Annotated in this window: 22 protein-coding genes; 1 reads left to right on the top strand and 21 read right to left on the bottom strand. The window is 60.4% G+C overall.

The genetic code is table 11. The features are described 5' to 3' along the window. Nucleotides 1–208: 208 nt before the first annotated feature. The 9 genes from ACKUUJ_RS02945 to ACKUUJ_RS02905 all read right to left on the bottom strand — a co-directional run bounded on the left by ACKUUJ_RS02945 (nt 209) and on the right by ACKUUJ_RS02905 (nt 9,570). Nucleotides 209–928 carry a GntR family transcriptional regulator gene (locus ACKUUJ_RS02945; protein ID WP_006235129.1) on the bottom strand — a complete coding sequence of 240 codons (720 nt, stop codon included), beginning with the start codon at nt 926–928 and terminating at the stop codon, nt 209–211. 218 nt (nt 929–1,146) lie between these two features. Then, nucleotides 1,147–2,154, bottom strand: a complete 1,008-nt coding sequence (locus tag ACKUUJ_RS02940; RefSeq protein WP_409064604.1) for a YitT family protein — start codon at nt 2,152–2,154, stop codon at nt 1,147–1,149. 354 nt (nt 2,155–2,508) lie between these two features. After that, nucleotides 2,509–3,138, bottom strand: coding sequence for an HAD family phosphatase (locus tag ACKUUJ_RS02935; RefSeq protein ID WP_343006533.1), 630 nt, complete (start codon nt 3,136–3,138; stop codon nt 2,509–2,511). 156 nt (nt 3,139–3,294) lie between these two features. Further along, entirely contained in the window at nt 3,295–4,278 is a 984-nt protein-coding gene (locus ACKUUJ_RS02930; RefSeq protein ID WP_226812387.1) for an SIS domain-containing protein, read from the bottom strand. 199 nt (nt 4,279–4,477) lie between these two features. Next, nucleotides 4,478–5,311, bottom strand: coding sequence for a PTS system mannose/fructose/sorbose family transporter subunit IID (locus tag ACKUUJ_RS02925; protein ID WP_117848824.1), 834 nt, complete (start codon nt 5,309–5,311; stop codon nt 4,478–4,480). Between the two features lie 13 nt (nt 5,312–5,324). Further along, a complete protein-coding gene (locus tag ACKUUJ_RS02920; protein ID WP_006235136.1) occupies nt 5,325–6,119 on the bottom strand; it encodes a PTS sugar transporter subunit IIC in 795 nt (264 codons plus the stop codon). 36 nt (nt 6,120–6,155) lie between these two features. After that, nucleotides 6,156–7,079 (bottom strand): PTS mannose/fructose/sorbose transporter subunit IIAB, encoded by a 924-nt coding sequence (locus ACKUUJ_RS02915; RefSeq protein ID WP_409064603.1) that lies wholly within the window; start codon nt 7,077–7,079, stop codon nt 6,156–6,158. Nucleotides 7,080–7,262: 183 nt separating this feature from the next. Then, on the bottom strand, nt 7,263–8,345 hold the full coding sequence (locus ACKUUJ_RS02910) for a DMT family transporter (protein WP_409064602.1): 1,083 nt from the start codon (nt 8,343–8,345) through the stop codon (nt 7,263–7,265). 232 nt (nt 8,346–8,577) lie between these two features. Continuing rightward, nucleotides 8,578–9,570: an SIS domain-containing protein gene (locus tag ACKUUJ_RS02905; protein ID WP_006235139.1), complete on the bottom strand. Its 993-nt coding sequence runs from the start codon at nt 9,568–9,570 to the stop codon at nt 8,578–8,580. A 206-nt stretch (nt 9,571–9,776) separates the two neighbouring features. Here ACKUUJ_RS02905 and ACKUUJ_RS02900 point away from each other — a divergent pair, with 206 nt between their 5' ends. After that, complete coding sequence (locus ACKUUJ_RS02900; protein WP_409064601.1) at nt 9,777–10,499, top strand: GntR family transcriptional regulator; 723 nt, start codon at nt 9,777–9,779, stop codon at nt 10,497–10,499. A 21-nt stretch (nt 10,500–10,520) separates the two neighbouring features. Here ACKUUJ_RS02900 and ACKUUJ_RS02895 read toward each other — a convergent pair whose 3' ends face one another. From ACKUUJ_RS02895 to rbr, 12 genes are all read right to left on the bottom strand, one after another. Further along, a complete protein-coding gene (locus ACKUUJ_RS02895) occupies nt 10,521–11,111 on the bottom strand; it encodes a GNAT family N-acetyltransferase (protein WP_409064600.1) in 591 nt (196 codons plus the stop codon). 77 nt (nt 11,112–11,188) lie between these two features. Next, complete coding sequence (locus ACKUUJ_RS02890) at nt 11,189–12,214, bottom strand: threonine aldolase family protein (RefSeq protein ID WP_409064599.1); 1,026 nt, start codon at nt 12,212–12,214, stop codon at nt 11,189–11,191. Between the two features lie 45 nt (nt 12,215–12,259). Continuing rightward, nucleotides 12,260–13,123, bottom strand: a complete 864-nt coding sequence (locus ACKUUJ_RS02885; protein WP_409064598.1) for a phosphatase PAP2 family protein — start codon at nt 13,121–13,123, stop codon at nt 12,260–12,262. 56 nt (nt 13,124–13,179) lie between these two features. Further along, the gene (gene mfd / locus ACKUUJ_RS02880; protein WP_409064597.1) at nt 13,180–16,812 is read right to left on the bottom strand and encodes a transcription-repair coupling factor; all 3,633 of its coding nucleotides are present in this window, start codon (nt 16,810–16,812) and stop codon (nt 13,180–13,182) included. A 157-nt stretch (nt 16,813–16,969) separates the two neighbouring features. Beyond that, on the bottom strand, nt 16,970–17,635 hold the full coding sequence (gene nth / locus ACKUUJ_RS02875) for an endonuclease III (RefSeq protein WP_373092799.1): 666 nt from the start codon (nt 17,633–17,635) through the stop codon (nt 16,970–16,972). A gap of 63 nt (nt 17,636–17,698) precedes the next feature. Beyond that, entirely contained in the window at nt 17,699–19,501 is a 1,803-nt protein-coding gene (locus tag ACKUUJ_RS02870) for an ABC transporter ATP-binding protein (RefSeq protein ID WP_409064596.1), read from the bottom strand. Between the two features lie 123 nt (nt 19,502–19,624). Next, on the bottom strand, nt 19,625–20,980 hold the full coding sequence (locus tag ACKUUJ_RS02865) for a DNA recombination protein RmuC (protein WP_409064595.1): 1,356 nt from the start codon (nt 20,978–20,980) through the stop codon (nt 19,625–19,627). A 51-nt stretch (nt 20,981–21,031) separates the two neighbouring features. Further along, nucleotides 21,032–21,595 (bottom strand): hypothetical protein, encoded by a 564-nt coding sequence (locus ACKUUJ_RS02860; protein WP_409064594.1) that lies wholly within the window; start codon nt 21,593–21,595, stop codon nt 21,032–21,034. Then, nucleotides 21,592–21,804, bottom strand: coding sequence for a DUF6036 family nucleotidyltransferase (locus ACKUUJ_RS02855; RefSeq protein WP_373092791.1), 213 nt, complete (start codon nt 21,802–21,804; stop codon nt 21,592–21,594). The genes ACKUUJ_RS02860 and ACKUUJ_RS02855 overlap by 4 nt, the downstream gene beginning before the upstream one ends. Nucleotides 21,805–21,958: 154 nt before the next feature. Next, entirely contained in the window at nt 21,959–22,393 is a 435-nt protein-coding gene (locus ACKUUJ_RS02850) for a hypothetical protein (RefSeq protein WP_195364160.1), read from the bottom strand. 433 nt (nt 22,394–22,826) lie between these two features. Next, nucleotides 22,827–23,459, bottom strand: coding sequence for a hypothetical protein (locus ACKUUJ_RS02845; RefSeq protein WP_409064593.1), 633 nt, complete (start codon nt 23,457–23,459; stop codon nt 22,827–22,829). A 272-nt stretch (nt 23,460–23,731) separates the two neighbouring features. After that, complete coding sequence (rbr, locus tag ACKUUJ_RS02840) at nt 23,732–24,271, bottom strand: rubrerythrin (RefSeq protein ID WP_409064592.1); 540 nt, start codon at nt 24,269–24,271, stop codon at nt 23,732–23,734. Nucleotides 24,272–24,290: the final 19 nt, after the last annotated feature.

The raw sequence follows: 24,290 nt of genomic DNA, 5'->3' as shown, positions 1-24,290 counted from the left end.
AGAGGAGGGAAGCGTACTTCGGTACGCGACCGACGATTGAACGTCAGATTGCCGCTTAGGGGCGTTTGCAGCGTCGACAGGTCCGTCGTTCGTCAGAACGGCGGAACAAAACTTCTGATCATGCCGCCGAAGTTGAAAGGCAGATTGCCGCTCTGGCGGGCTTGCAGCGTCGACCGATCCGCCGTTCGTTAGAACGGCGGAACCAACCCTACATCACCATAACGTAGCGCGATCCCACGTAGTACTGCTTACCCATCAAAACCGGCTCGTCATCGGGACCGGTAAAGCCGGCACGCAGGTTGAGCAGCGGATCGTGCGGAGCAATGCCCAGCTCGGCCGCCTGCTCGGCGTTAGCTCGAACGGCCTCGACCGTACGGTAGCCAACCGAGACAATCGGCGTTCCGCCAACACGCTCGACCTCGGCAAAAATCGACTTGTCCTCAAGATCGGCCGTCAACAGCTCACGGTAGGCGTCAAACGGCACAAAGATGTTCTCCTCAAAGATGGGCTCGCCGTCGGCCGTACGCACGCGCTTGATATGCAGCAGCAGCGCATCCTTCTGCAGGCCAAAGAACTCCATCTCGTTTTGGCGCGCCGGAACGATCTGGCGATCGATCACGTGCGCACCGGCCTTCATGCCGTTGCCGGCACACAGCGCGGTAAACGTCTGCAGCGTCGAGGCGTGAAACTGGCGGTTGATGTGCGGCGTGGAGACAAAGGTGCCGCGGCCCTGCTGCTTAACCAGGTAACCATCGGAGCACAGCTCCTCGACAGCGCGGCGCACCGTAATACGGCTCACCTCGTACTGCTCGGCTAGTTCAAGCTCGGACGGAATACGCTCCTTGGGTGCATAAACACCTTTCTCGATCGCATCCTTGATTTCGTCATAAATCTGCTGGTAAAGCGGTGCATTTTTGGGCGCAGGCATATCTGATCACTCTTATCAAAATAGCTAAATTTCTAATACGTATATAACGTCTAGTTTCATGTTACCTCATATTGATAAAACGATACACCCTCCCTACCAAAAAGCGACAGCTTCATTTTGGTAGGTTTTATCTGGGCAAACGAGAGCCCTCGAAAGCAACGGGGCTTTCGGGGGGCTCGTTCGGATGGGTTGCGCAGGACCGGCAAAATGCCAATACCCTACTTGCCGTCATCCTGCTGCAGGCTGTCCTGTTCGCTGAGGCGCGCCTGCCTGCTGGCCATGCGTGCGGGCTTGTCGGGATCGGGAACGGCCGTGGGCATGGGCTCGTCGACATGACCGCCCCACCAGCCGCCCACAAAGTTGAGCGTGTGGAACACGTTGATCACGGCGCCGGGATCAACGTCGCACACCAACTTGATAATGTCCTGGCTCTCGTAGGTCGAGACAACGGTGTTCAGCAGGTACATCTTTTCGCGGCTGTATCCGCCGACGACCTCGGCGCAGCTAATGCCGTGCTGAAAATGGTTTACGTAGGCAGTCATGACCTCGTCTGCCTTGCGCGTCGTAATCTGCAGCGTCACGCGGTCGTAGCGACGATAGAAACTGTCGATGGTCTTGGTCGAAATAAACTGGAACACGATGGAGTACGCCGCGTTGTCCCAGCCAAACATAAAGCCAAAGATCGCCAGGATAAAGCAATTGAAACCAAAGATAACGCCCCAGATGGTCTTGCCCGTGTGGTTGGAGACCCACAGCGCGATAAGGTCGGTGCCACCGGTAGATGCGCCGGACTTTAGCGCGATGGCAGCGCCCAGACCCGAGACCACGCCGCCAAAAATGATGAGCATAATCTTGTCGCCCAAAAATGGAGCGAAGTGAAAGACGTTGAGGAACAGCGACGAGAGCACGACCTGCATCATCGAGAAGATGACGAAGCGCTTGCTAATGCCGCTCCAGCATAGGAGCGCCACGGGAATGTTGAGCGCAAGCATGCCGAGCGAGATGTCGATGTGAACGCCGCCCAGCGAGGTAACGCGATCGAGCAGGACCGCAACGCCGGTGAGGCCGCTCGGAAGCAAGTCGGCGGGCTGAATGAACGCCTGGATCAGGAATGTCTGGAGAACGGCGGAAATCGTGACCGCCACGGCAGTAATAGCGCGGCGGACGATGGTGAGGCGGCCGAGTACGAGCACTCGGTCCGTGAGCTGATCGATGGCGTTCGCCACGCAGGCTCCTTTCGAAGGCAGATGTAGTTGTGGGGTATGTCCGCGATTGTAGCATGGAGCGTGCGGGGGCGCTTCAATTCACCCTCTCTCGACAACCAAAGCGGGACCAGCAACCCCACGACCAAAGGCCCAAATTACAAGTGAGTAGACTTTACGCGACCTGCAGAGCACACCCAAAACCGCCACCCCTGTGACCTGCGGTTTTACTAGAGCAGATGCGCTTTGTGCTCGTCCTGCACCAAAAAGTCTACTCACTTAGTCCGAATCGAAGCCAAACGGATCCAAATAGATGACAAATTAAGCCAATCCGCAGCAAAAGACGCGTGAATCAGTGCTTCTCGCGGCGGATTGACGCTACAAAGCGGCCAAAATGTCGGTCAGATTATCGATAACGGCATCGGCTCGCGATTGATCGAGGTTGACACCCTCGTGCGGACGCAGCGCCAGGACGCGGGCGCCGGAGCGCTTGCCAGCCTCGATGCCCAAAGGCGAGTCCTCGATAACCAGGCACTCGGCAGGCTCCACCCCCAGCGCCTCCATGGCACGCAGGTAGATCTCGGGGTCGGGCTTAAACGCACTGCACTCGTGACCGCTGATGGTGTAGTCCAGCACGTCGGCGATACCGGCAATCTCCACCAGCTCGTCGATCAACTCGCGATAGGACGAACTCGCGATGGCACACTTCACGCCACGCTCATGCAGCTCACGCATCACCGGCTCCGTCTGCTCGTTGAGCAGCTCGGCATACGGAACGGGGTGGTCCGGGCTGTAGACCTGCTTGTACTCCACGCGTAGGCGCTCGCGCAACTCAACATCGTCGGGCACCAGCGCCTCCCAAATGGCCGGCTCGTTAGACCCCGAAAGATCGGGAATCTCGTCAAAGTGGAACCCCTTCTCTTCCATAAACGCCACGCGGCGGCGGTTGTAGAACCACTCGGTATCGACCAGCACGCCGTCCATGTCAAACAGCACTGCCTTAATCATACGCATCTCCTCCCACCTGCCAAAAAGGGACAGGTTTATTTTGGTAGGTTTTATCTGGGGTTTTATGACGCGACAGACACGCCCCCAAAGCAAAAAGGGGACGGGGCGCAAACCCCATCCCCTCTCAATCAACCCGTAAGGTCTACTTACTTGTGATTAGTAGGAAAGCTTCCACATGTAGCGACGCATGGTCAGCGGGTGCTGACGGGCCTCGGCGATCTGATTGCCGTACTCGCGCATAACGGCGAGGTGCAGCAGCGGGTTGAAGTAGGTGACGACGCTCGCGGGCACGGCGTCGGCCAGGCCGTAGTCCTTGGAGTCGATCAGAGCGACCTTGGCGCCCATGCGCTCAAGGAAGGTGAGGGCGCGGGCGTCCATCGGACGGGTAGCGCCATCGGACATGAAGAAGACGTAGGGCTTACCCTCGGTGGAAACCTCGAACGGGCCGTGGAAGTACTCGCCGGTGTTGTAGGCGGCGGCGTCGATCCACTGCATCTCGGTGAACAGGAAGGCAGCGTGAGAATAAGCCATCTTCTCGGAGGCACCGGAAGCCATGAAGTAGATCATCTTGTCGTCCTTGAAGTCCTCGGCGAACTTCTTGGCGAGCTTCTTGCAGTGCTGAGCAGCGTTCTCGCAGAGATCGAAGACGTTGGTGAGGCCGGTGATCATGTCCTCGTAGTGGTCATAGCCCTCGGTCTGCTGAAGGATCTCGACAGCAAGAGCGATGGCATAGCCGGGCTTCTCGCACTTGGCAGCGTAGTTGGCGTGGAAGCCGTGAACGATGACATGGTCGGCGTCGACGGTCAGAGCGGAGCCAGCCTTGTTGGTGAGGGAGACGACCGGGCAGTTGTGCTTCTTGGCGGTCTTGTTGGCCTCGACGGTCTCGGGCGTGGAGCCACCGAGGGAGCAGGTGATCACGAAGGTGTGCTCGTTGACCCAGGAAGGCGTGTCGTAGTTGAACTCGTTAGCGGTGAAGATCTGAACGTTCAGCTTGTCCGTGTTGTTGGCCAGGAAGTACTTGGCGGGGTAAAGGTCGGACATGGAAGCGCCGCAGCCGACGAAGGCGACGCTGTGGATCTCGTGGTTGGACAGGACGTCAGCGACGATCTGCTTAGGGAGGTTAAGGTCGATCTCGTACATCTGACACATTCCTTTCGATTTTTGCGGCGCCACTTTGCCGGACGCACGCAGGGTTACCGTGATTTGGACCGAGTCACCGGCCCGTTGAGGATGCGACAAAGGAGCTGTCCCATTGTCACATTTTGGGAATGGAAGCCTGCCTGGGGTATGGGATGTCAGGCAGGCTCCCCGGGGAAAGCGGTTAGACGCTTGGTCGCGACTAGGCCAGGATGCCGGCCGCGGAGAGGGCGATGCCGCCCACGATGGCGATCACGAGAAGCCAACCGGTGTTGACGTTCTTCTTGATGAGCCAGTACATAAGGCCAGTGAGGCCAAGGGAGATCATCTGGGGCATCATGCCATCCAGGATGTCCTGGATAACGACGGTGCCCTCAGCGAACTGCAGCGGGGTGGTGGCGCCGATCAGCGTAGCGATCATGCCGCCCACGGACATAAGACCCACGATGCCGCAGACATACATGAGCTTCTCCATGAGGTCGCCGCCCTGAAGCTTGCTCAGGTACTCGTGGCCGCCCTGATAGCCCATCTTGGCTGCGAACCAAGTGATCAGCACAGAGGGGACGATGGAGATGAGCATGGCCAGGATCGGGCCCATGATGGAGCCCTGCTGGGCCAGCTGAACGCCCAGGCCAAAGGCGATAACGCGGATGGTGCCCTGGAAGAAGGAGTCACCGATGCCGGAAAGCGGACCCATGAGGGAGGTCTTGACCGCGTTGATCGAATCGGGATCGAAGTTCTCGGGATCCTTGGCGTACTCCTCCTCCATGGAGGCGGCGAGGCCCAGGATGAAAGCGCTCGTCTGCGGGGTGCAGTTGTAGAACGCCATGTGACGGTGGTAAGCCTCTTTCTTAGCAGCGAGCTGCTTGGGGTCGGACTCATCCGGATAGAGGCGATCGAGCGTGGGAACCATGCCGTAGAGGAAGCCCATGTTCATCTGACGCTCGTAGTTCCAAGAGGCCTGGATGGCCCAGGAGCGCCAGAAGAACTGGCTGACCTTCTTGTTCAGGGACACGTCCTTGGTTGCGGTTGCCATAGTGTGTTCCTCCTTAGTCTTCGTCGTCTTCGAGCGGATCGTAGTCGGAATCGACACCGGCGGCTGCATGGGAACCGTTGAACTTGAAGCCCATGAAGACGACAGCCAGGCACACACCGATCAGAGCGACCGCGATGACGGACAGGTTGAGGTAAGCGGCGAGCAGGAAACCGATGAACAGGAACGGAGTCATACCCTTCTTGATCATCATGGTGAGCAGCAGGGCCAAGCCGTAGGCGGTCATGATCTTGGTCGAAACGTTAAGACCAGTGGACAGCCACTCGGGAACCATGTTGACGATGGCCTGAACCAGGTCGGTGCCAACAAAGACGGCGAGGAAGATCGGCAGGAAGTACATGACGGCGTACAGACCGGAGCCGGCGCAGATGTGCATACGGTAGGCGGTCTTGAACTTTCCGTTATCGATCGCGCTATCTGCCACATGGGTGAGGGCGGCGATGATGGAACGGAACACGATGCCGAGGAGCTGACCCAGGACGGCGACCGGGATGGCGATCGTCATGGCGGTCTCGGCGGAAGCATCGGTCAGGCACGCAAAGGCAGCGGCCACGATGCCGCCCAGGACCATATCGGGCGGAACGGCAGCGCCGACCTGCACCAGGCCCATGGACACGAGCTCGACGGCGGCACCGACGGCAAGGCCGGTGGGCACATCGCCCAGCAGCAGACCGACGAGCGTAGCGCCAACGAGGGGCTGCTCGAAGTTAAGACGACCGAGCAGGCGGGAGTCCCACATGCAGAACACGCCGACGAGGCCGACGAGCACCGCACTGATGAACGTATTCATACCCTTCTCCTTTCAGTCAGGCAAAAGCCTGGTTGATTACAGCTTGGCGTCGATGTCGACGCTCTGATACGTAGGGGTCTGCTGGACGTAGAGCTTGATGCCCATGTCGAGCAGCTGGTTGACGTCTGCCTTCTGGGTGGCGTCGAGGAAGACGGAGCTGTCCTTGCCGCCGACCTGATCGGCACCGTCGTGGTTGGCGGTGGCGCCCAGGTTGATGGCGTCGAGCTTGTAGCCCTGGCAGAACTGCAGCATCTCGGCAGTGTTGCCAAAGACGAATATGACGCGCTCGCCGAGGGTGTTGAGCTTGTCCATCTTGGCGAGGGCACGCTCGACGGTGAAGACGTTCAGGCGAACGCCCTGGGGCTTGGCCAGCTTAAGAGCGCCCTTCTTGATGTCATCGTTGGCGGCAGCGTTGTCGACGACGATGATGCGCTCGGCCTGAACCTTGGTGGTCCAGGTAAAGACGACCTGGCCGTGCAGCAGACGGTAGTCAAGACGTGCGAGGACGATCTTGGCGGGACCGGAGCTGTGACGGGGCGCCTTGGCCTTCTTGGCGGGAGCCGCGGCAGCCTCGACCGGTGCGTTGGGGTTGGTCAGGCCGGTGCGGGCCTCGTTGATGAGGGCCGCGAGCTCGGCGCCCTTGACGGGGACGGGGCTCATAGCGAGCGTCAGTGCCAGCGGAATGTTGAAACCGCTGACAACCGTGAACTTCGTGCCGTTCTTGGAAAGCTCGACCATGTTGTTGTTGACCGAGCTGCCGAGCATATCGGTCAGCACATAGACGGTGTCGTCCGTGTTGAACGTGGCGATCATGGCGTCCACCTTATTGGTGATGGGCTCCTTGTCGTCACGAGCAAGCGACACGACGTGGACGTTCGACACGTCGCCGAGAACCATCTCGAGCGTGTCTTTGGCGCCTGCGGCCAGGCCGCCATGAGATGCGAGAATGATCTGATTCATCTTGCCTCCTCCTTTTCGTTATGGTCATTATAACGTCTTATACGTTGCGGATATTGCTAATTAGTATAAAGACCGTTCGCGGGTGAAAATCGACCGTTGACGGGTTTAACGTACTCGAAACGTTGGGGCCGGGTAGGCTGGCGCTGGCTGGATAACCCGAGTTCAGACCCTGCGCGCAATCCTCTATCGCACGAAGTACCAGGGGCTTTCCTGTACGGTGGGTTCCAGCGCAATGCCGGTGCGCTCCTTAAACAGATCCATGTCCTGCGATTTCTCCGTCCACCACGCGTTGGGCTTAAAGGTCATGCTCTCAACAACATGACCGACAAACACACTGTTGCGCAGCTTGGAGAAGTCGGTGTTCATAATCAGGATGGACGCGAGCACCAGCACGATGCCCAGGACTTTGATCACGCCGGCGGGCTCGGCATAGACACCAATGCCCACCAGTACGGTAACGACCGTCTCGAAAGACATTACGACGGGAACTTTCGATGTCTCGAGCCCCATGGACAGACCCTGCATATATAAGATGTAAGCCACGGCTGTGGGGATGAGTCCAAAGCCAAGGAACAGCAGCAGCAGCTGTGGCGACATTGCCGCGGCGACATCCGGCCACGGAGCCGCGATAGCCGCCATAACCGCACCGCCAAAAACAAAGCCCCAAAACGTGACAGCCAGCGGGTGGACCGTCTTGGTTGCTATCCGGCTAAACACCGCGAGCGACGCACCACAAAGGCCTGCAATCACGCCCGACGTGACGCCCCAAACCGAAAAATGAAAACCGGAAAGGTCGCCATTGGTCACCGCAAGCACGCAGCCAACGATGTTAAAGACAATGGCAACGAGCTTGTTGGGGGTCACGTCCTCGCGATAAAGCACGCGGCCGAGCATGACGCCAAACACCGGCGAGGTGTAGAGCAGCACCGAGGCCGTAGACATACCCACCTCGCGCATGCACTCGTAATAGCAGGTGTTGGCGGCGGCTAAACCGACGATACCGACAAGCGCGCAGGGGACGAGCTCTTTGGGGCTTGCCTTGAATAGCGCCAGGGGACCCTGAGCCACGGTAGACCCCTCACCCGGACGGCAGCCCATAAACATCAGGACCGGCGCCAAGATAAGCGCTCCGACCAACAAGCGAAAGGCCGCCATGCTCTGAGACGAAACGCCCATGGCCGAGATGCCGTTTACAAAGATTCCGATGCTGCCCCACATAAGCGCGGCGATCAGCACCAGCACATAGCCCAGATTGCTTTTCTTCAACGCAGCCTCCTCGGTATTGTTTCCAATATGTTTCATACTACGTTATAGTCGTTATATACATTTTTCAAGACACAAATCGGCGAACGGAAAAGTGATCCGCTGGGGACGGAGGAAAACGGATCACTTGGCGATTGCGGTGAAATAGTTCCTAAATAGAGGCCTCAGGCCCCTAAACAGGAACTATTCCACCGCAACTTATGAGGACATCGAGCTGTTAGGCCGCTCTATCCCCTTAGTAGTCCAGCTTCCACATGTAGCGGCGCGTCATGTAGTCCTTGTGGGTGACGGCAGAGAGCGCGCGCATGTACACATTGTTGAGGATCGGGGCAAAGATCAGGTGGTTGAAGTACTCGCTCACGCTGTCCTTGATGTCGTTGAGGCCAAGCTCCTTGGCGTCGAGCTGATAGACGCGCTCGCCACCGTACTGGTTGACGAAGCGGATGCCGCGCTCGTCGTTGCAGCGGCTGCGGCCGACGCTGATGAGCTGGAACAGCGAGGTGCGCTTGTCCAGGATCTCGAAGGGGCCGTGGAAGAAGTCGCAGGTGTTGATGGTGCAGGAGTCGATCTGCAGCATCTCCTGCACGTTGCAGATGCTAAAGACGTAGGCGGCACCAAAGAGCGGACCCTGAGCCATCACGTTGATGCAGGGCTTGTCGGCGTTCTGCTCGGCCCACTTGGCAGCGAGCGGACGGGTGTACTCGACGGCCTTGCGATAGATGGGGTCGACCAAGTCGAACGCGGCCATAGCGGTCTCGTACTCGGCATAGCCCTCGGTCTGCTGCGTAAGCTCCATGGCGATCATGGTCACGACGGCGGAGTTGGTACGGCCCATGCAGGACTCGTCGACGGCCAGGCTGTCATACTGGATCTTGTAGTCACAGACCTCGGTGAGGCCGGACTCGTCAACATAGATTGCGATGGTGCTGGCGCCGTGGTCCTTGGCGACCTGGGCGGCGACGATGGTCTCCTTGGTGCCGCGCATGGACACGACGACGGCCAGGGTGTTCTCGTTGACGTAGGCAGGGGTTGCGTGCACGAACTCGTTGCTGGTGTAGCTGGAGCTCACGACCTGCGTGGCCTCGTGCTCCATAAAGTACTGGGCAGGATAGTTGCCGCCGTTGGATCCGCCGGCGCCAATCCACACGACGCGCTTGATGCCGCCCTTGTCTGCCTTGTCAGCCAAAACCTGGGAGACGACATCCTTAACCTGTTCCTGAGTAGTCATCGTGCATCAGCCTTTCTTCTCGTTTGATGCTCATCACAGGCATACAAGTTACATACATGTTTTGGCTATGTCGACTAGTTGTATGCTATATTTGTCTTAGAAATTTTGCTGATGCGGTTTTCGATAACTAGCTACCAGCGGTTTTGTTATTGTATTGGATACATGCTCAATTAGATTTGCATACAGGTTAGATACAGGTTGATCGCATGAACGCTTCGTCTAGAAAGAAACTGGCCCAATACGAGCGCTTGGCGGGCATGCTGCGCGACCGCATTGCCTCCGGCACCTACGCACGCGGAGACAAGCTGCCGTCCGAAATGGAACTCATGGACGAATCGGGGCTGTCGCGCAGCACCGTGCGCCATGCCCTTAAGGTGCTCGTCGATGAGGGTCTGGTGCGCACCGAGCGCGGGCGTGGCGCCTTTGTGGCCGACACGCCGGCGCTCCACGAAAACAACCTGGTGTTTTCGAGCTATACGGCACAGGTCCAGGGTCAGGGCATGAAGCCCACCACGCGCACGGTGGACTCGGGCTTTGCCAAGGCCGCGGGCAATGTGGCCAGGTTTTTTGATGTCGCCGTGGGCAGCAAGCTCGTCAAACTTGTCCGCCTGCGTTATCTGGACGATGCGCCGCTGTGCCTGGAGACCACCTATCTGCCGCCAAGCTTTGAGGCGCTCATCGATCGCGATATCAACGGTTCGCTCTACGCCACGCTGCGTCAAGAATTCCATCGCGCGCCGGCACAGGGGCACAAGACCTTTGAGGTGTGCTATGCCTCGCAAAACGAGGCGTTTTTGCTCAACGTTGAGCGCGGGCAGGCGCTGATCCTGATCACCGACTACGTCTACGACACCGACGGCCGCCCGCTCCATGTCTCCAAGCGCATCCAGCGCACCGACCGCGCCAAATACACCGAGCCCATCGGCTAACCTGCCAAAATAGACCTGTCCCTAAATGGTAGGTTTGGGGAGGTCGGGGAACCAGATTGGCTTGGGTTTGTTGGGTGTGCGCTCGGCTAGGACTAGCTCCATCCAGCACATGTCGTACCAGCGGCCGAACTTTTGGGCACAGCGGTCGAAGGCGCCCACCAGGCGATACCCCATATGGGCATGGAAATCCTGACTGTTATGCGTCAGATATTCGTCGTCCTTGTCGTGCGGCACGGCAATGAGCGCGCACATGTTGGTGATGCCCATCGCGATCAGACATTGCTTGAGCGCGTCGTGCAGCTTGCGGCCCAACCCGCCGTGGCGCACGTCGCGCGCCAGGTAGATCGACGTCTCGACCGACCAGTCGTATGCCTCGCGGCTGTTAAGCGGACTCACATAGGCATAGCCTACCGGATGCCCGTCCAGCTCCATCACCAAATACGGATAGCGCTTGAGCGTACGCTCGATGCGCCCGGCGAACTCCTCAACGCTCGGCACCTCGTATTCGCAGGTAATCGCCGTCTGGCGCACATACGGCTCATAGATGGCAAGCAACGCCGGCGCGTCTTCGGGCGTCGCCAGACGAATCGTCGGCTCGGACATCTCGGGCATACAGCCCCTCCCCCTCAAAAGCAAAGGCCGCCCTGCGCCAAACCCAGCGCAAGGCGGCCCCTCGTCATTACATCAGACTACAGGACAGCCGCCAGCGCGTCGATGTCCTCCTGCGTCGTGGCCCAGCTGGTACAAAAACGCACCACCGTGTGGGTCTCGTCGTACTTTTCCCAGTACTCGATCGAGGCATGCTCGCGAATGCGGGCCATATCTTCGTTGGGCAGAATCACAAACTGCTGGTTAGTCGGCGTCTCCAAGAAGAACCGGTAGCCGTGCTCGTGCAGCACGCGACGAAGCGCCTGCGCGGTTTCGATCGCCTGTCGACCAATCTCAAAATACAGGCCATCGGTAAAGAGCGCCTCAAACTGCACGCCCGTCAGGCGGCCTTTGGCAAGCAGCGCGCCATGTTGCTTAATGCGAGGAATGGGATGCGCCGGGGCGTGCATGCCGCAGAACACCACAGCTTCGCCGCAGAGCGCGCCGCACTTGGTGCCGCCGATGTAGAACACGTCACACAGCTGCGCCAGCTCGGGCAGGGTAATGTCGCACTCATCGGCCGCCAGCGCATAGGCCAGGCGAGCACCGTCCACAAACAGCGGAATCTCATGCTTCTGGCACACCGCGTGAATCGCCGCGAGCTCGGCCTTGGAGTACAGCGTGCCGTACTCGGTCGACAGGCTCACGTACACGGCGCCCGGGAACACCGTGTGCTCGTAGCTCTCGTTTTCGTAGAACACCTGGATATAGTTCTCGAGGTCCTCGGCGTGCATCTTGCCCTCGTAGCCGGGGATGGTGAGCACCTTGTGGCCGCCAAACTCGATGGCGCCCGCCTCGTGGCAGGCGACGTGGCCAGTCTCGGCAGCAACAACGCCCTCGTAAGGCGCAAGCAGCATGTCGATCACCGTCGCGTTGGCCTGCGTGCCGCCCACCAGAAAAAACACGTCGGCATCGGGGGCCTGACAGGCCTCGCGAATAAGTTGCTTGGCACGCTCGGTGTGCGCATCGGTACCGTAGCCGAGCTGCGGCTCCATGTTGGTGTCGACGAGTGCCTGCAGCACTGCCGGATGTGCGCCGTGGGAATAGTCGTTGTTAAACGCGAGCATGGCAATCCTCTCTAGCCGGGCACGGGCCCGATGATTCAAACGGGGCTATTGTACGCCGTTGGGATAGGCAATGCGCGCGGCAAGGCACTCAAGCACCAGCACCAGGGCAAAGCCGCAGCTCACGTCGCTCAAAAAGTGAGCTCCGATCACGATGCGGCCAAAGGCGACGAGCGCCGCGACCACAGCCGCCGTCCAAAAGACCACGCGACGGCGCGACGGCTTTTCCTTAAAGGCCGCCGCGGGAAGCCCTGCGAGCATAAGGCCGATCGCCGCGTGCGCCGTGTGTCCGCTCGCAAACGACTTAAAGCCGTCCTTGATCACACCGGCGGCAATATAGGCCCACTTGTCGGGGTTGCCGATCACCCACCACGGCTGAAAATTGAGCCCTGGCGTGACCTCGATCACGCGCATGCGTGGGCGCGACCACAGCGGCTTGACGACCACGTTGAGGATAATGGCCTGAGCGACCCACACGGCAAGTACCATCAACGCCCAGCGCGCGAGCTCATCGGGCTCGGTCGCGCGCGTGAGGCGATAGACGATAAGGTTGGCAGCGATGACCAGCACCAACGTCAGCACCAACTGAGCTGCGATGAGTTTGCCGCCAACCTTCAGGGACGAGACGATCTCGTAGCCGGCCAGGCCAACGTTGACGAGGATGCCGAGCACGGCGAGCCATTTGCTCCCCCTGGAGTCGGGACGCACCGCGCGCACGAGCATAACGCCCGCGACGCTCGCCGTCAGTTCAAACGGCAGCTCGCCGGCGGCCTCGATAAAGCGGCCGTACATGCTGCCGACGTTGAACAGCGCACTCGAGATCTGATAATCGAAGAAACTGCCCACGCCCAGACAAAGGCACAGGACAACCGCGATAATGGCAACATCTTTCTTATAGATGTATCCGAACATGCTTTCCTTTCGATGGAGCCAGAGTGCCCAAATGGGGTGTTTGCAGCGTCGACTCGCTAGTCATCATCACTAGCGCCCAGCTGCTGCAGTAGCATGAGCGCCGCCGCCACGGGACCGGTACCGTCGTTGGCGTCGAGGCCGCGACCCAGGCCGCTGCCCGCGCCGGCGCCCGCCTTGTAGGGCACCGACAGCTTGCGGCTCTTGGGAAAGTTCACCGCGCCATAGCGAGTCTTAAGCTCATAGGCCACCTTCTTGGGCACGTCGACGCCCAAAAACGTGATGCGTCCGCCGCTGAGCGTGACACTCTCGAGCCCCAGGCGCTCGCCGCGGATGCGGATGCGCGCGCGATTGAACAGGTTAAGCCCCGCCAACGGCAGCTCACCATGCGCGGCCTCGGTCTCTTCCTGTACCTCGTCGATACTCTCCAGGTCCTCTGCAGCCGCGAGCTTGCGGTATACGAGCACGCGCTGGTCCACCGCCGGCAGGTACTCCTCGGACAAGAAATAGTCGGCCGGCAGGTTAATGCCCACGCTCACCGCCTCCACGCCGGCGTCGTCATCGCCGCGCGCCTCGGCCACGGCCTGGCCCAGCATCTGCGTAAACAGGTCAAAGCCCACGCTCGACAGATTGCCGTGCTGCTCGGCGCCCATAAGCGAGCCAGCGCCGCGAATCTCCAGGTCGCGCATGGCGATGCGCATGCCGCTGCCCAGGTCCTGGAACTCGGAAAGTGCGGTCAGGCGTGCCGTGGCCTCCTCGGTAAGCGGCAGCTCACCCGGGAACATAAAGTACGCATAGGCCTGCGTGGCCGAGCGGCCCACGCGGCCCTTGAGCTGGTAGAGCTGCGCCAGACCCAGGCGCTGCGAGTCCTCGATGATCAGTGTGTTGGCGGTCGCGTTGTCGATACCGCTCTCCACGATGGTCGTGGCGATGAGCACGTCGATCTTTTTGGTCGCGAACTCGATCATCACGTCCTCGACCTCGCGCGGGCTCATCTTGCCGTGCGCCACGCCCACGCGCGCCTCGGGCGCGGCCTCGCGCACGCGCGCCACGGCGTCGTCGATGGTCTTGACGCGGTTGGACACGTAGTACACCTGGCCGCCGCGACCCACCTCCAGGCGAATCGCCGCGCTCACCACATCGGGGTCGTACTCCCCCACGTGCACGATCACGGGACGACGCCCGGTCGGCGGCGTGGTGATCAGGCTCATATCGCGCACGCCGCTCGTGGCCATCTGCATGGTACGCGGGATAGGCGTGGCCGAAAGCGTGAGCACGTCAATCTGCTCGCGCAGGTTCTTGAGCTGCTCCTTGTGCTGCACGCCAAAGCGTTGTTCCTCGTCAATGATCACCAGGCCCAGGTTTTTGGGGTTCACATCGGCCGAAAGCAGGCGGTGCGTGCCGATAAGCACATCAATCGTGCCCTCGGCAAACGCCTTGAGCGCGCGCTTTTGCTGCGCCGGGGTGCGGAAGCGGCTGAGCACCTCGACTTCAAGGCCAAACGGGGCAAATCGCTCAAAGAACGTCTCGTAGTGCTGCTGGGCCAGAATGGTCGTGGGACAGAGCACCATGACCTGGCGGCCGGAGTCAACGCACTTAAACGCCGCGCGCAGGGCGACCTCGGTCTTGCCGAAGCCCACGTCGCCGCACAGCAGGCGGTCCATGGGCTTGGGCGCCTCCATGTCGGCCTTAATGTCGGCGATGGCCTCCAGCTGGTCGCGCGTCTCGTCGTAAGGGAAGCTCTGCTCCATCTCGATCTGCTCGGGCGTGTCGGGCGGGCAGGCGATACCGGTAATCGACGAGCGGCGCGTATACAGATCGACCAGGTCAAACGCCAGCTTTTTGGCGTTCTTGCGCGCCTTGTTGGTGGCACGCGTCCAGTCGGCGGTGTTGAGTCTGGTCAGACGCGGCTTGTCGCCGTCAGGGCCAACATAGCGCGTGATACGGTCGATCTGTTCCAACGGCACGTAGAGCTTGTCGCCGTCGGCATATTCCAGCAAAAAGTAGTCGCGCTCCTTGCCGCCCACTTCTTGGCGCGCGATCTCGCTAAAGAGCGCGATGCCGTGAGTGGCGTGCACCACGTAGTCGCCCGGCTTAAACGGGAACGTGATCTGCGTAATGTCCACCTTGCGGCGGCTGCGCGCGCGGTTGGCGTCCATGCGGGCGTTGAGGTCGGCGATCGAGAACACGGCCAGGTTGGCATCGGGCACCACCACGCCCTGCGGCAGGGCGGCATCGACAAAGGTCACGCGTCCACGCGAGATAGTAGGCACGGCGGCGCCGGCGGCTGCCTGGGCGGCACCTGCCTCGAGCGAGCGGGCGTTGAGCGCGTCGGCCTTGCGCTCGCGAATTGCAGCATGGGCATCCTGACGGGCAGCACGGTCGGCAGAATCTGCCGCCGCCACGCGCACGCGCTCGCCAATGACGCCGGCGTTTTCGGGCGCCGCGGTCAGCGATTCCTCAAAGGTAATGCCCTCGTCGCCAAAGGTGAGCTCCATCGACTCGCGCGCACCGCGGTCGGGAATGGCAAACACGCAGGCGTAACGCTTGCCCACGACTTCCTGAATGCGCGTCATAAAGCGATTGTCCGAACCCGCGATGGCCGGCTGCTCAATCTTGAGCTCGGCCGTAACCGCACCGCCGGCACGGATGAGGCTTACGTAGTTCAGGCGCTGCTGAGCACCAAAATCGAGCTGCTGGGCACGTACATACAGGCCATCCAGTCGGTCGACCCCCGCCTCGCCGGCACGGGCCTCGATATCCTCGTAGGCACGCAGGCAATCGTCGAACAGCGAGCGCGGCTCGGACAGCACCACGAGCGCCTTGCCGCTCACGTGCGCCAGCGGGCTCACGGTCTGGCCGTACATCACCGGCAAAAAGCGGTCGAGCTCGGGCGTGACGATGCGCGCATCCACCATCTCGAGCAATGCGGCCAGTTTGCTGTCGTCCTGGCTGGCGCGATAAAGCGCCACATGCATGTTGTGGACGGCCTCGTCGGTAAGCGCCAGCTCACGGCAGGGGAAGATCTCGATGCTGTCCTCGTTGCCGATGGTCTGCCCCGTTGAGCTCACCATGCGACGGATGCGATCGATCTCGTCGCCGAAGAACTCGATGCGCACGGGCGCTTTTTCCTGCGCGGGGAACACCTCGACGGTGTCGCCGTGCACGTGGAACAGGCCAGGCGCGTCGGCGGCGCCGGCATTGGTGTAACCCATGCCCACCAGGCGCTGCGGCACCTCGTCAAAAGGAATCTCCTCGCCCACCGCAAAAGTGGTGGACTCCCAATAGCGACTCTCGACCGGCGGCACGCAGCGCAGCAGCGCGCGGGCCGAGGCGACCATGATGCAGTTGTCACCGCGAACGATGCGTCCCAGGGCCTCGCAGCGCTGGGCAACCACAGCATCGTCGGGCGCCTGCTCGCGCCACGGATAGTCCTTGCGCTCGGGAAAACGGCACACGTGTGCCAGACCCACGTAGGCGGCAAGGCTGCGCGCGGCGCGATCGGCCGCGTCCTCGCCGCTCACAATGTAGACCGTGGGGCGCGGACGGCGCGCAAACTGGGCTGCCGCCATAAGCGTACGGCCCGATTGCGACACGGCCAGCGTCACGTCCTCGCCGGCATCGAGTCCGGCCTCGACGGCCTGCAAGGCCTCGGCAGTGTAGAGCTGCGCGGCTATACGGTGAATGAGCATGCTGTTCCTCCGGCATCGCAACGCCAAAAGCCCGCCGAGGCAAGCTCGGCGGGTCGTACGTCAAAGATCATTGTTGTCATGGTAGCGCATGGAGAGGACTCCGGCTCAAGGGCAAACCCAGCCCCGCAAAAAACGCCAGACGAAAATGCGTTCCGCCCTACCCCGCCACGCGCACGCTGGGACACAAATCCGCCAGCGGACACTCGTCGCACTTAGGCTTGCGGGCGTCGCAGACCTCGCGGCCAAAGGTGATCCACTGGTGGTTGACCGACTCCCAATACTCGTGCGGCAAAATCTTGAGCAGATCTTGCTCGGTCTTGAGCGGCTCCTTGGCATGCGTCTTGGGGCTCAGCATCAGGCGGTGCGCGATGCGGTTGACGTGCGTGTCGACCGCGATGCCCTCGACAATGCCAAACCCCACGTTGAGCACGATGTTCGCCGTCTTGCGGCCAACGCCCGGCAGCTTGACGAGCTCCTTCATGTCGGCCGGTACCTCGCCGCCATAATCGGCGACGATCATCTGCGCGGCCTCCACGGCGTGTTTGGCCTTACTCTTATAAAAGCCAAGCGACTTAATGGTATCGGCCACATCGGCCACGCTCGCCCCCGCCATGGCCTCGGGCGTGGGCCACTGGGAAAACAGCTTCGGCGTCACTTTGTTGACCTGCGCGTCGGTCGTCTGCGCCGAGAGTAGCACCGCGATGAGCAGCCTAAAGGGATTCTCATGGTCCAAAAAGCACTCGACCGGGCCATAGCGACGGTTAAGGCGCTCGCACACCTCAACGGCGCGCTCGCGTTTGGCGGCATTGGTCTCGCGTGGCATAACGACTCCTCGGCTCAGCGGCATAACAAACCTATTGGCACGATTGTCCCACGTATGGGGTCTTTACGCCTCCAAAAATGCGCCGGTCTGGCGGCCCCACAGGCTTGCGTACTCGCCGCCCGCCTCGACAAGCTGCGCATGCGTACCGTCCTCGACAATCTCGCCGTCCGCCAGCACCACGATGCGGTCGAGCGCCGCCACGGTGGACAGGCGATGCGCCACCACAATGGAGGTGCGGCCGCGCATAAGGTTCTCGAGCGCCTCCTGCACCAGCGCCTCGGACTCGCTATCCAGGGCAGACGTCGCCTCGTCGAGCACCAAAATCGGCGCGTCGGTCAGGATAGCGCGGGCGATGGCCACGCGCTGGCGTTGGCCGCCCGAGAGCTTGACGCCGCGCTCGCCCACCATGGTGTCAAAGCCGTTGGGCAGGCGGTCGATAAACTCCAGGGCATTTGCCAGGCGCGCGGCCTCTCGGATCTGCTCGTCGGTGGCGTCGGGGCGGCCGTAGGCGATATTCTCGCGAATGGAGCGATGGAACAGCAGCGCCTCCTGCGGCACGTAGGCAACCTGGCGGCGCAGGCTCTGCTGCGTGCAGCGCGAGACGTCTTGGCCGTCCACGAGCACGCGGCCGCCCTGTACGTCGTCCAGGCGCAGCAACAGTTTGGTGAGCGTCGTCTTGCCCGAGCCCGATTTACCCACCAGGCCCACGCGCTGGCCCGCCGCCACGTGAAGCGTCAGGTCGTCGAACACGTTCTCGCCCGCCGCGGCGTCACGGTATGCAAAGCTCAGGTGCTCAAAATCAATCGCACCTTCGGTCACTTTAAGCTCGGGAGCGTTCTCGTCGTCTGCCACCAGACGCGGCTCGTCCAGCACGCGCGTCATCTCGGCCGCATCACCGAGCGCACGGTTGATGCGCTGCATCATGGAGCTTACGTAGTTCAGACGCATGGTGAGGTTGTACGTATAGGTAAAAATCATGACGAGCGCGCCGGCAGAGATGTCAAACCACGCGTTGCCTCCCGCGACGAACGCGCTCACCACGGCCATGGTGATGACGATAAGGCCCGAGGTCGTAAAGTTGCGCTGCATCATGGCGTGCATCGAGACCGTCTCGGCGTCGCGCGCAGCGCGGTCGGCGGTATCGAACAGGTCGCGCTCAAAGTCCTCGCGCCCGCAAGTCTTGACGGCCAGGATGTTCGTGACCGCGTCGGACAGCACGCCCGACAGCTTGTTCTGAGCAGCGGACGTCGCGGCCGAAAGCGGCATGATGCGCTTGTACATAAGCCAGACAAACGCGATGTAGACGACCATGATGCCCACCAGGATCACGGTAAACGTCGGCACCACCGGGGCGAGCGCCGCCACCGTGCAGACAACCGAAGTGATAGTGGGAATGAGCGAATACACCGTCACGTCCACCAGCCCCGTGTAGCCGCTCATAAAACGGCTCGTTTGGCTCACAAGCGATCCGCCAAAGCGGCTGGTGTGAAATGTCATGGATTGATTGGAGAGCGTGTCGAAGCACAGGCGCGCCAAGTGGTAGTTGCCCGCAATCTCGAGCTTGTAGACGGTGTAGTCCTGTAGCTTGGAGAGGATCTGGCCCGCTAGGTTAACGAGCACGAGCGCCAGAATGTAAGGGCCAAAGACCTCAAACACCTGGTCGCCCGCCACGGGGCCGGCCTGGACGCGGTCGACGATAAGGGCCATCACGTAGGTGTTGGCAAACGTGAGCAAAAAGATGTAGCCCGCCGACGAGAACACCGAGAGAAAGACGATCAGAGGCTGCGTGCGCGTGACGTCCCAAAAACGCTGCAGCGTGCGGCGCACGGTGGAGCGTTTGAGCGGACTGGTGTTTCTCTGAGACATGGGCTTCCTTTCGCGTCTGATAGGGCGAAACGCCATTGTTGCACACTAAAGCGCACTCCAGGCAAGCACGATGCGAAAAGCGCCCGCGCCGTGCTTGCGCAAGCGCCCCGCCGTCAGATGCAGCTAGTCCTCGTCTTTTTGGTCTGCGAGCAGGCTCGCGGACGTGAGCCCCAAGATCGCGTCGGCCTCCCCGGCATCTTCCAGCGCATCGATATCCTTGAGCTTGCGCTCCATAACGTTGGTGCGCGTGGTGATGATGCCCTCGACCGTCTTTCCCGCAGTCTCAATCTGCTGCTGGGCGCGGCGCAGGGCCGCCTGATAGCGTGGCAGCTCGGCCTTGACGGCAGAGAGCACACGTAGCACGTCGTCGGTGCGTTTTTGCAACTTAAACGTCTGGTAGCTCATCTGCAGACTGTTGAGGATGGCCGCCATGGTGCTGGGGCCGGCAACGTTGACGTGATAGTCGCGGCCCAGGGTCTCGATAAGCCCGGGGCGGCTGACGACCTCGGCGTACAGCCCCTCAAACGGAACGAACATGATGCCAAAATTGGTGGTCGCGGGCACGCTCAGGTACTTTTCGCAGATGTCCTTTGCCTCACGCTTTACCATCATATCGAGCGTCTTGCGCGCTGCGGCGACGGCCTCAGCGTCACCCGACTCTTGCGCGTCGAGCAAATGCTCGTACGCGTCGCCCGGGAATTTGGAGTCGATCGGCAGCAGCACGGGATCGCCCTCGTCTACCGGCAGCTTGACGGCAAACTCAACGCGCTCCGAGGCGCCGGGCTTGGTGGCGACGTTTTCCAGATACTGGTCGGGCGTAAGGATGTCCGCCAGGATTGCACCCAACTGCACCTCGCCCAAAATGCCACGCGCTTTTACATTGCCCAGCACGCGTTTGAGGTCGCCCACGCCGGTGGCAATGGACTGCATATCGCCCAAACCCTTGTACACAGCCTCGAGCTGGTCGCTCACCTGCTTAAACGATGCAGACAGGCGATCGTTGAGCGTGCGGGAGAGTTTCTCGTCCACCGTCGCGCGCATCTGATCGAGCTGCACGTTGTTGTCCTTGCGGATGGCGCCCAGCTGGGCATCGACCGTCTCGCACACCTTGTCCAAGCGGTGCTCGATGCCCTCGCGGTTGGCACCGAGCTGTTGGGCCGTCTCGCGGCGCAGGTCATCCATACGGTCGCCAGCCTGCGAGAACTCACGCGCGATGGTCAGGTAGCGCTGCTGCCCTACGGCCGCATCGGTCGTCTGCTGCTGCGCGATGGCATTTGCCGTACGGCGGGTTTCTGCCAACGCGACGTTCAGGGTGTCGAGCGCGTTGTTGGCCTGCTCGAGCGCGGTCAGCATCTCTGCCCCGCTATCGCCGCGCTCCTGCAGCTCGGCACGAAGGCCCTTAAGCTGCAGGGCACAAGCCACAGCAACCCCCACCGCCACCAAGGCGATCACAACAAGCGCAATATCAATAGCAGACATAGACTCCGCCCAACAAATCCAATCGACCATCAATCAAAACCGCGATCAATCTTACCCCGCCACACGCACCGGGCGCCCGGCCCCTTCTTTGGCGCCGCCCCCCTCCGCATATTCCATAATGCGGCGTGCCGTTTCCCTGCTCACTTTTGAGTCATCACCGGCTAAGTATGCGTAAACGTTTCCCTTATTCAGATTCAAATCGCGGCAGAGACCGTAGCGCGTTACGCCCGATTCCCCTAGCGCCCCCAATGTTCTTTTTCGCATCAGGGCGTTGATTCTTCTGTCCGCCACTGGCTTTTCCTTCACCGCTCTATACGCACGCCAAACGTTGGCATAACGATTAGGAAGTTTATCCTCGGCGCATAGAGATGCCAGGCTACCCGTTTGGGCGTACAAGGACAAAACGCCTCGGTAACCCTCTTCCATCCACGAACCCTCGGATAAGCCCAGAACGTATTCGGCTTTACCCTGTGCCAAAGCGAGCAAAAACAGGGGCTCCGCCACGCGCGGCGCAACCGTCGTCGCTTGCTTAACCAGTTTTCTAAAACTGAGCGACTGCTGTCCGGATAGCTCTCGGCAATAGCCTTTTAAGAATCCCTCAAAGGTCAGATTCAACCGAGCACCTCCTTTTTGTATTGGCTGTATGCGCAGACCATCTCTTGATAACTCCGCTCCGAAGGCGACGACGCCAGCGCCTCGCCCTCGTCGAATATAAGCCGTTCGAGCAGTCCCCAATCAAGTCGGTCGACGAATGCCTGGCTATGAAGATCGATGATGTCGTTCGGACGGTAGGCATAGAGCTTCATTACCGCCAGGTCCTCCAAGAGGAGTCTGCTCTAAATCCTGCTTATACATAACAAATCCTATTATTATTCATCTTCAATAATACTATTAAGTCGCATGACAGGACCCACAGGATGCGAGGATTCTACTCATGGCGATAATCCCTACACCCTAGAAGTCCTAATGTGACAAACGCTAACTCTCCCAGCCGGCGCGGATTGTTGTTATGACATCGCCTAGGCGCTGGCCGAGGGCTGACAGATGTTGGAGCACCTCGTTGGGCGATGCGCCGTTGAGGATGCACGTGAGGGCATACGACGCCAGAAAGATGGCCGCAAGCCCTAACGGGATGAGCACGATCATCGCCAATATGCGCAAGCGCTGGCCCACACGGCGACGACGCGCACGACGCTTGTCGAACGCGAGCTCCTGCGCATATGAATCTTGCTGTACGGAATAGGCCTCTGGCGCCGATTTACACCCGGGCACAGCTGCAGGTACAGCAGCGGGCACGACATTTTGCGCAAAGGGCTGGGCTGCCGCCCCTTGCATTTGCATCTCTATAAGCCGTTGCTGTTGGCGCAACATGCGCTCGGCTTGTTGCTGCGGAGTCTCAAGAAACAGATCCATGCTGGCCTCCAAAATCGGAGCATTCGACGCTTACGACCAGCATCCCGCACCGCCATGACCGCGACAACGCAATCGCCGGCAATAGCCACAAAGTTTCTTCTGCTCAAAAGCTGTCGAAAAGCTCAACAACTCCCCTACCAGCACTTTCTCTGAGCTTTTTTCGCCAACAATCTTTTGGCCTTCCACCCTTACGCCAACTGACCAAAATCTAACCAATAGCTTGACGAAAATTGTGGAGACCGGGACCCCACACAAAAAGTGCCGCCCCAAAGGGGCGGCACACAAACTTATTATCAGCTTTTCTGTAACGAGCATGCGACGACTCAACGCCGGGGCGCAGGGCGGGGAAACCTTTGCCTCGCGCGACCCTGCGAAGCCGTGAGCGAGAGGGGAAGGTTTCCCCGCCCTGCGCCCCGTGGTCGGTGAGAACAGACTACATGCCCGCGAGACCGCGGGCGGCGGTGGCGCACATAAATGCCAAGACGAGAATCACGAGCGACCCGGCGATGTCTGCCAGCACGCCCATTACGCGGCGCTCAAACAGCCAACTCTCAAAGTGCGGGGCGACGTTGCGCCAAACACGCCACAGCAAGATGCCCATACCGATGACGCCCGGGATATTGAGCAGTAGGATCTCGGAGCACAAAAGACCGATCAGGTTGCCGGCAACAAAACCAGCATCGCCCTCGCAGTATTTGCGGTAGACCATATACAGCATGTACGCCACAAACGGCTGCAAGCACGCAGAAATGAACGTGACCACCATCGAGGGGTCCTGAGAAAAGACATCGGTGAGTTTATCGACACTCGTGGCGTCCTTCGAAGCCAAGAATAAACCGATAACCACAAGGGGCACCACGCCCAAAATTACCTCGACCAGAGTAAACAACTTGGCAGTCAAATCCTCACTAGCCGAATTCAAATGAGGCGCCCACTCAGGATGAGCATGCGCACCGACCTTCTTGCCCTTCTCAGCACGATTGGCCTTTTCACCCTCGGCAACCCGACGACCAGGATCCTTGCGAGTTCCCGCCGCAGCAACCCGAGCCCGAGACTTCTTACCCATAACCAACACCTCACAAGAGGAAACGAATAGCCAACGCTACCCAGTGTACCCTCTAAGCAACGTCACCGCCCCAACCGGCCCCCACAAAAACGTGCCGCCCCATAAGGGGCGGCACACAAACTTTTTTATCAGCTTTTCTGTAGCGAGCACGCGACGACCCAAAGCGGGCCGGGAGGGCCGGACTACCTTCCCTCAACGCGACCCTGCGAAGCCGTGAGCGAGGAGGGAAGGTAGTCCGGCCCTCCCGGCCCAGCTCACGCTAGCGCCAAGCGCTAGTAGTTCACCACCTGCTCCTCAAAGTACGCCTTCGGGTGGTTACACACCGGGCACACCTCAGGCGCCTCGGCACCAACGTGCAGGTGCCCGCAGTTCAGGCACTTCCATACCTTCACGCCCTCACGCTCAAACACCTCGCCCGACTCGATGCGCTCGACGAGTTTGTTGTAGCGCTCCTCGTGGGCCTTCTCGACGGCGGCGACACCACGGAACTTCTCGGCGACCTCGGCAAAGCCCTCCTCCTCGGCGGTCTTGGCGAACTCGTCGTACATCGTGGTCCACTCGTAGTTCTCGCCCGCGGCGGCGTCGCGCAGGTTGTCCAGAGTGCCCGGAACGGCGCCGTCGTGCAGATACTTAAACCACAGCTTGGCGTGCTCGGACTCGTTGCCCGCCGTCTCGGCAAAGATATTCGAAATCTGAACGTAGCCATCCTTCTTGGCCTTAGATGCGTAGTAGCGATACTTGGTGTGTGCCTGGGACTCACCGGCAAAAGCGGTCTCGAGGTTCTTCTTGGTTTGGGAATTCTCAAAATCCATAGGTGTACTTCCCTTCAAC

The sequence above is a fragment of the Collinsella sp. wc0583 genome, from assembly GCF_046116915.1.
Lineage (GTDB): Bacteria > Actinomycetota > Coriobacteriia > Coriobacteriales > Coriobacteriaceae > Collinsella.
The sequence above is the reverse complement of the archived record's forward strand: the minus strand, read 5'-3'. Positions and strand labels throughout refer to the sequence as shown.